Here is a 6,497-nt window from a genome sequence, read left to right on the forward strand (position 1 = left end):
ATTAGTGCTCACCAGCAGGATGGCGCCAAAGCCGATGATGAAGGTGAGGATGTAGAAGTAACCGATAAAACCGGTGGCGAAGAAGACGCTCTTGCGCGCTTCCTTGGCGTCACTCACGGTGAAGAAACGCATCAGGATATGGGGCAGACCGGCGGTACCGAACATCAATGCCAGACCGAGCGAGATGGCGGAGATGGGGTCGGCAACCAGACCACCCGGACTCATGATGGCGATCCCTTTCTCGTGCACCTTGACCGCTTCGCTGAACAGGGCACCGATGTCGAAGTTGACCGATTTCATTACCATGATGGCCATGAAGCTGGCACCGGAGAGCAGCATCACGGCCTTGATGATCTGCACCCAGGTGGTGGCCAGCATGCCGCCGAACAGCACATAGAGCACCATCAGGATACCGACCAGCACCACGGCAATGTGATATTGCAGGCCGAACAGCAGCTCGATCAGCTTGCCTGCCCCCACCATCTGGGCGATCAGGTAGAGGGCGACCACCACCAGCGAGCCGCAGGCAGAGAGGGTGCGCACTTCCGTCTGCTTGAGGCGGTAGGAGGCGACATCGGCGAAGGTATATTTGCCAAGGTTGCGCAGCCGCTCCGCGATCAGGAACAGAATGATGGGCCAGCCCACCAGAAAGCCGATGGAGTAGATGAGACCATCGTAGCCGGAGGTGTAGACCAACGCGGAGATCCCGAGGAAGGAGGCAGCAGACATGTAGTCACCGGCGATAGCCAGGCCATTCTGGAAGCCGGTGATGCGGCCACCGGCCGCATAGTAGTCGGAGGCCGAGCGGTTGCGTTTGGAGGCCCAGTAGGTGATGAACAGGGTGGCGGCCACAAAGACCACGAACATCAGGATGGCAGAGATATTGAGAGGTTGGCGATGAACTTCGCCACTTATCGCATCGGCGGCCAGCAGGGGTGAAGAGGCCAGTGAGGCCAGCAGCAAGAGTTTGCCTTTCATGCTTTTTGTTCTCATGACCGCACTCCCTTGAGGATCTTCTGGTTCAGCTCGTCAAACTCGCCGTTGGCACGGAATACATAGATGCCGGTCAGTACAAAGGAGGCGATGATCAGCCCCACGCCCACTGGAATACCGCGGGTAATGGTCGAGCCCTCGCTGAGCGGGGTGCCGAGCCAGCCGGGATCAAAGGCGATAAGCATGATAAAGGCCAGGTAGAGTCCCAGCATCAGAGCCGAGAGGGCCCAGGCAAAACGCTGGCGTTTGGCGACCAGCTCCTGGAAGTTGGGATCTTGCTGGATCCTCAGGTAGCTTTGCTGTTCCATTGCAGTTCTCCATGACATGAGTGTCAGCGGTGGATGGGGTAACCCCGACGAGCAGGGGACCTGCTCATGTAAGCGAAATGTGAATTAAATGTTATTGGTGGGCAATTAGACTTTGGGATAAGCCAGCGGCGAGCCGCAGGTAAGGCGCAGGTAGATGAGCGCGGCCGTGGTGGCATCGGCAAGGGCATCGTGGGCGGGCAGGGGAGGCAGTTCAAGATGGCTGCAGATGGCGCTCAAGTGCAGGTCAATGGCCGCATCGGGATAGCGACGATAGAGGTGGTCGTGATAGAGCTGGCTCACCTCGATCCCTCGCTGGGGCAGGGTCAACCCCCACAATTTCTGGCTGGCGAGATTGAGAATACGCAGATCGTAGGCGATGTGATAGCCCACCAGTTCGCGCGGGCCGATATAGTCGAGTAGCAGGCGCAGCGCGGCTTCCAGCTCCATCCCCTGTTGCAGATCCTGATGGCGCAGACCGTGGATCACCACCGATTGGCCGGTCAGGCTGGCCGGTGGCTGCACCTTGATGGCGAGGGCCTCGCCGGTTAGCAGCCGGTTACCCTGAATGCGCACCGCCCCGATGGAGACGATCTCGGCCTGCTCGGGATCGAGACTGGTGGTCTCGAAATCGAGGGCGATCCGTTCATCTTTCGGTGGGGTGGCAAAGAGCGGCGCGAACTTGCCAGTTCGGAACGCACGGCCATACCAGTAGCGTCGAACGCGGCTCAACATGGCTATTGTCTCAGACGAAAGTGCAAGGTGAGCCACTGCTGGAATTTCTTCACCTGATGCAGCGCCTGGCGCAACAGATCCCGCTCGCTGTGGCTGAGCTCGCTTGTCTGCACCCGGCTATTGCCCCCCTTGAGCTGGCTGCGCAGCCTCAGCCGGATAAAGAGCCGAAACGCCTCCGCCAGATTGCTGCCATAGTCGGCGCTGAGCCGCTCGGCGGCCACCAGTGCGTCGATGCGACCCAGGGTCGAGGTCTCCAGAATACCCGCCTCAATGGCCAACATGCGGATGCCATGAACCAGCGGGAACAGGCCGCCCCGCTTCAGATCCAGTCCTTCCGGTGGCTGCTCCAGTCGGCCAAACAGGGTGAGCGGGGCATGAAAGGCCACCGCCGGTCGCACCATCTCCGCCAGCAGATCCCGCCTGTCGGCCAGCTGCTCGCGCAGCGCTCTGGCAACCGGCAGATGCAGCTGGCGATCCCCCGCAATGGGGTGGGCATCGGCCAGGGTGGCGAGCCAGAGCAGCTCATCCTCTTTTGCCGTGGTGCAGGCGCTGGCAATGGCCCGTTGCCACTCGCTGCCCGCCTTTACCCAGGCCGGATTGTTCACCATCACCTGCCCGGGGCAGAGGGGATAGCCGAGGCGCTCCAGCAGGGCGCTGAAGGCTGCCAGGTCGGCAGCTTGGGTGGGCCATACCAGCGTTTCGGGCAGGATCAGGGCGTTGTCCTGATCGGTTTTGAGGATCTGCTCGCCACGCCCCTCCGAGCCCAGCATCAGCAGACAGACCTTCTCTTGCACCTCGGGCTGGATCACCAGCGCAAAGGCCTTGGCGATCAGTTGCTCGTTGATGGTGGCGATGAGCTTCATCAAAAAGGCGGTGTGGATACCCTGGGCAAACAGCGAACGGGTCAGCTGTTGCTGTTCGCGGGCGACCGCCTCCAGCGCGGGCAGAGTGTCGGCGCGGGCGATACGCAACGTCAGTACGTGGGAGTGGGTAGAGAAGAGTCCCAGCACCTGAGTCAGCTGCAGGATCCCCGCCACCTCGTTGCCCTGCCAGATCACCAGTCGCTTGATGCGATGGCGGGTCATCAGCAGCAGGGCATCAAACAGATAGCTCTCCAGCGGCAGACCAATAAGCGGTGTGGGGGTCAGCACCGAGAGGGGAGCCGTCAGCGGCAATCCCTTGAGGGTCAGGGCGTGGAGCAAGGTCTTGCGGGTTGCCAGCGTGAGGGAGCCGTCATGAGCGGGGTAGAGCAGGCAATCAGTCCCCTTGCTCACCATGGCTTCGGTCGCCGCCAGCAGTGACAGCTTGCTGTCGACGATAAGCGGTGCCTGCAGGTGGCCGGGTTCGATGCGGGTCAGGATAAATTCCGCCAGATTCTTCTGGCCCAGTTGTTCGCGTTGTTCCTGCTGTTGCTGCCGCTCGGCCAGATTGGCGGTGAAGTAGCTGGCAAACTGCGGATCCTGCTCACAAAGCGCTAGAAAAGTGTGGCGAGGGATGAGCTGGCAGAGGCTATCTTCCAGTGCGGTGAAGCGGTGGCGGCAGCGGCCATCAAACTGGGCGCGCACATCGAACAGGTCATCAACCCCGTAATCACCAAACTGGTGGTGAGGGGCCGACTCTTCCACGGCCCCCTTGATGATGAGATAGAGACCGGGGGGCTCGTCCCCCTCCTTGAGCAGCATATCGCCAGCGCGAAAATAGCAGAGCGAGAGGTGGCGGGAGAGCCGCTCGCGCGCCTCCTCATTCAGTCGGTCGAACGGTGGTCTGGCAAAATTGAACAGGGTTGACATGACGGCGTCCTCTGCTGGCTTGCGGCACTCATGCAGCTCCCAGTGTGACAAAGGGAGGGGGAGGCGACCAGCCGACTTTAGTCTCAGCTGTACCGGATGTTCACACTCTGATAACGTGGTGGTATGACCAGTAGGTCAATAACCCGGATCAAGGAGAGGACAGGGAGATGGAAAAACCAAGGATCAAGTGCGAGATCCACGACGGGATTGCCGAAGTGATGCTGACGCGGGGGGATAAACTCAATGCGCTGGACCGTGCCATGTTCAGCGCCATTGACGAGACGCTGACGCAGCTCGCCCAGCATAAGGGGCTGCGGGCGGTGATCCTGCACGGCGAGGGGCGGGCCTTCTGCGCCGGGCTGGATGTGAAATCCATGCTGAGACAACCGGTGGCGGCACTCGATATTCTCAAGCGCGAGGCGGACGAAGCGACCAATCTGGCCCAGCGGGTTGCCTATGGCTGGCACCAACTGCCGGTGCCGGTGATTGCGGTCACCCAGGGGGTTTGTTTTGGCGGTGGTCTGCAGATTGCGCTTGGGGCCGATTTTCGGTTCAGCGCCCCCGATTGCCGTTTTTCGGTAATGGAGATCAAGTGGGGCATCATTCCCGACATGAGCGGCAGTGTCACCATGCGCAACCTGATGGGGCTGGATACCGCTATGGAGCTGGCCATGAGCGGACGTGAGCTCGATGCCGTCGAGGCGAAATCCCTCGGGATGGTGAGCCGGGTTTGCGCCGATCCGCTGGTGGAAGCGCGGGAGTTTGCCCGCACCCTGATCACCAAGTCGCCGGATGCGCTGGCGGGGATCAAGCAGCTCTACAGCCAAGCCTGGGCCCGCAGCGATGAGGCGATGCTCAAAGAAGAGACCCGGTTGCAAAAGCAGATCCTGGGACGCCCCAATCAGTGGCGGGCTACCTTCAACAGCCTGTTTCGCTGGCGTCTGCCATTCGGGCCGCGTCGCAATGCGCTCTGAGATGAGGTGACAGGAAAAAGAAATGGCAGCCGAGGCTGCCATTTCTTTATGCGCATTTGAGCGGTTTACATCAGGAGATCTTGCGATCCTGATCCGGCTCAAACGGATGACCTGCTTTTTCCTGCTCCAGATTATCTTCGGAGCGGTGGCCAGCCCAGTAGTCAGCATTTTTGATACCGAGTTTTTCCGGGTGGAATACGGGGTCAATACCTTGTGCCTGCTGCGCTTCATAATCCTTCAGACAGGTGAAGGCGGTCTTTTGCAGCAGCAGGATGGCGACGATGTTGAGCCAGGCCATCAGGCCGACCCCGATATCACCCATGCCCCATGCCAGCTCGGCGGTCTTGACGGTACCGTAGACGGTAGAAGCCATCAGGGTCAGCTTGAGCACAAAAGTCAGCCAGGGACGGTTCACCTTGCGGTTGATGTAGGCGATGTTGGTCTCGGCGATGTAGTAGTAGGCAACGATGGTGGTGAACGCGAAGAAGAACAGCGCGACGGCCACGAACATGCTGCCAAAGCCCGGCATCATGCTCTCCATAGCGGTCTGCACATAGCCCGGACCCGCTGCCACACCGGCGATACCGGTATAGAGGGCTGCACCGTCCGGCCCTTGCACGTTATAGAGGCCGGAGATCAGCAGCATAAAGCCGGTGGCGGAGCAGACGAACAGGGTGTCGATATAGACGGAGAACGCCTGTACCAGACCCTGCTTGGCCGGGTGGCTCACTGCGGCCGCAGAGGAGGCGTGCGGTCCGGTACCCTGACCCGCTTCGTTGGAGTAGACCCCGCGTTTTACCCCCCACATGATGGCCAGACCCAGAATGGCACCGAAACCGGCATCCAGACCGAAGGCGCTCTTCCAGATCAGCAACAGCACGCCCGGCAGGGCAGAGATGTTGAGGGCGATGATGACGCAGGCCACGATGATGTAGCCCAGCGCCATAAAGGGCACCACGGTACTGGCGAAGTTGGCGATACGCTTGACGCCACCGAAGATGATGAAGCCGAGCAGCAGCGCCAGACCGGCGGCAGTGACGTTCGGATCGATATCAAAGGCGGTCTGCAGGCTGGCACCGATGGAGTTGGCCTGCACACCAGGCAGCAGCACGCCGCAGGCGAAGATGGTGGCGATGGCGAAGGTCCAGGCGTACCACTTCATGCCGAGCCCTTTCTCGATGTAGAAGGCCGGGCCGCCGCGGTATTCGCCGTTGATCTTCTCTTTGTAAACCTGACCCAGGGTGGACTCTACGAAGGCGGAGCTGGCGCCGAGGAAGGCGACCATCCACATCCAGAACAGGGCACCTGGGCCACCGAAGGTGATGGCGGTGGCCACACCTGCGATGTTACCGGTACCCACGCGACCGGCCAGGGTCATGGCCAGCGCCTGGAAGGAGGAGACACCGGCATCGGTGCTCTTGCCATCGAACATCAGGCGCACCATCTCTTTCATATGACGCAGTTGCAAAAAGCGGGTGCGCAGGGAGAAGTAGAGACCGACCCCCAGACACAGGTAGATGAGCGCAGGGCTCCAGATTACACCATTGATGGCATTGACGATTTCATTCATGTACAACAACTCCTTTGTTGTGTTTGTGGCGCTCTTTTGGCGAGATCTTGGCCTCGCTCTCTGTCACTGTTTTCGGCCCTGTCTGTTAACAATCCGGTTAACAAATGAGCGCGAGGTTGAGGGGTTAAGC

6 protein-coding genes are annotated in these 6,497 nt (G+C 60.4%); 1 reads left to right on the forward strand and 5 read right to left on the reverse strand.

Annotated elements, in window-relative coordinates; translation table 11 throughout:
• From LD28_RS0111245 to LD28_RS0111260, 4 genes are all read right to left on the reverse strand, one after another.
• A partial coding sequence (locus LD28_RS0111245; RefSeq protein WP_033137060.1) for a sodium:solute symporter family transporter occupies positions 1 to 978 on the reverse strand: 978 nt, incomplete at its 3' end.
• 11 nt (positions 979 to 989) lie between these two features.
• Positions 990 to 1,301, reverse strand: coding sequence for a DUF485 domain-containing protein (locus LD28_RS0111250; RefSeq protein WP_033137061.1), 312 nt, complete (start codon positions 1,299 to 1,301; stop codon positions 990 to 992).
• 105 nt (positions 1,302 to 1,406) lie between these two features.
• A complete protein-coding gene (locus LD28_RS0111255; RefSeq protein WP_033137062.1) occupies positions 1,407 to 2,033 on the reverse strand; it encodes a 3'-5' exonuclease in 627 nt (208 codons plus the stop codon).
• 2 nt (positions 2,034 to 2,035) lie between these two features.
• A complete protein-coding gene (locus LD28_RS0111260; RefSeq protein ID WP_033137063.1) occupies positions 2,036 to 3,823 on the reverse strand; it encodes a putative nucleotidyltransferase substrate binding domain-containing protein in 1,788 nt (595 codons plus the stop codon).
• Between the two features lie 167 nt (positions 3,824 to 3,990).
• Here LD28_RS0111260 and LD28_RS0111265 point away from each other — a divergent pair, with 167 nt between their 5' ends.
• Positions 3,991 to 4,797 carry a crotonase/enoyl-CoA hydratase family protein gene (locus LD28_RS0111265; protein ID WP_033137064.1) on the forward strand — a complete coding sequence of 269 codons (807 nt, stop codon included), beginning with the start codon at positions 3,991 to 3,993 and terminating at the stop codon, positions 4,795 to 4,797.
• A 70-nt stretch (positions 4,798 to 4,867) separates the two neighbouring features.
• Here the strand turns inward: LD28_RS0111265 and LD28_RS0111270 are convergent, their stop codons facing one another.
• Positions 4,868 to 6,367, reverse strand: coding sequence for an alanine/glycine:cation symporter family protein (locus tag LD28_RS0111270; RefSeq protein ID WP_033137065.1), 1,500 nt, complete (start codon positions 6,365 to 6,367; stop codon positions 4,868 to 4,870).
• Between the last annotated feature and the right edge of the window lie 130 nt (positions 6,368 to 6,497).

This window comes from Aeromonas finlandensis, assembly GCF_000764645.1.
Classification (GTDB): Bacteria; Pseudomonadota; Gammaproteobacteria; order Enterobacterales; family Aeromonadaceae; genus Aeromonas; species Aeromonas finlandensis.

Excerpts from the sequence above, each read along its gene's own strand:
- LD28_RS0111250 (WP_033137061.1), bottom strand. The coding sequence starts at position 1,301 with ATGGAACAGCAAAGCTACCTGAGGATCCAGCAAGATCCCAACTTCCAG.
- LD28_RS0111255 (WP_033137062.1), bottom strand. The coding sequence starts at position 2,033 with ATGTTGAGCCGCGTTCGACGCTACTGGTATGGCCGTGCGTTCCGAACT.
- LD28_RS0111260 (WP_033137063.1), bottom strand. The coding sequence starts at position 3,823 with ATGTCAACCCTGTTCAATTTTGCCAGACCACCGTTCGACCGACTGAAT.
- LD28_RS0111265 (WP_033137064.1), top strand. The coding sequence starts at position 3,991 with ATGGAAAAACCAAGGATCAAGTGCGAGATCCACGACGGGATTGCCGAA.
- LD28_RS0111270 (WP_033137065.1), bottom strand. The coding sequence starts at position 6,367 with ATGAATGAAATCGTCAATGCCATCAATGGTGTAATCTGGAGCCCTGCG.